Here is a 632-nt window from a genome sequence, read left to right on the forward strand (position 1 = left end):
TGCCAGACCTGGGACGACGAAAATGTTCATAAGCTGATGGATCTGTCGATCAACAAAAACTGGATCGATAAAGAAGAATATCCGCAGTCCGCAGCTATCGACCTGCGTTGTGTAAACATGGTTGCCGACCTGTGGCACGCGCCTGCGCCGAAAAACGGTCAGGCCGTTGGCACCAACACCATTGGTTCTTCCGAGGCCTGTATGCTCGGTGGGATGGCAATGAAATGGCGTTGGCGCAAACGAATGGAAGCCGCAGGTAAACCGACCGATAAACCCAACCTGGTGTGCGGGCCGGTGCAAATCTGCTGGCATAAATTTGCCCGCTACTGGGATGTGGAACTGCGCGAGATCCCTATGCGCCCCGGTCAGTTGTTCATGGATCCGAAACGCATGATTGAAGCCTGCGACGAAAACACCATCGGCGTGGTGCCGACTTTTGGTGTGACCTACACCGGTAACTATGAGTTCCCGCAACCGCTGCACGATGCGCTGGATAAATTCCAGGCCGACACCGGTATCGACATCGACATGCACATCGACGCCGCCAGCGGTGGCTTCCTGGCACCGTTCGTGGCTCCGGATATTGTCTGGGACTTCCGCCTGCCGCGCGTGAAATCGATCAGTGCTTCAGG

1 protein-coding gene is annotated in these 632 nt (G+C 56.0%); it reads left to right on the top strand.

Translation table 11 applies throughout. The annotated features are described in order from the left end of the window. On the top strand, positions 1 to 632 hold a 632-nt coding region (locus A7098_RS23355), incomplete at both ends, for a pyridoxal-dependent decarboxylase (protein ID WP_105281498.1).

This window comes from Escherichia sp. MOD1-EC7011, assembly GCF_002965005.1.
GTDB lineage: Bacteria > Pseudomonadota > Gammaproteobacteria > Enterobacterales > Enterobacteriaceae > Escherichia > Escherichia ruysiae.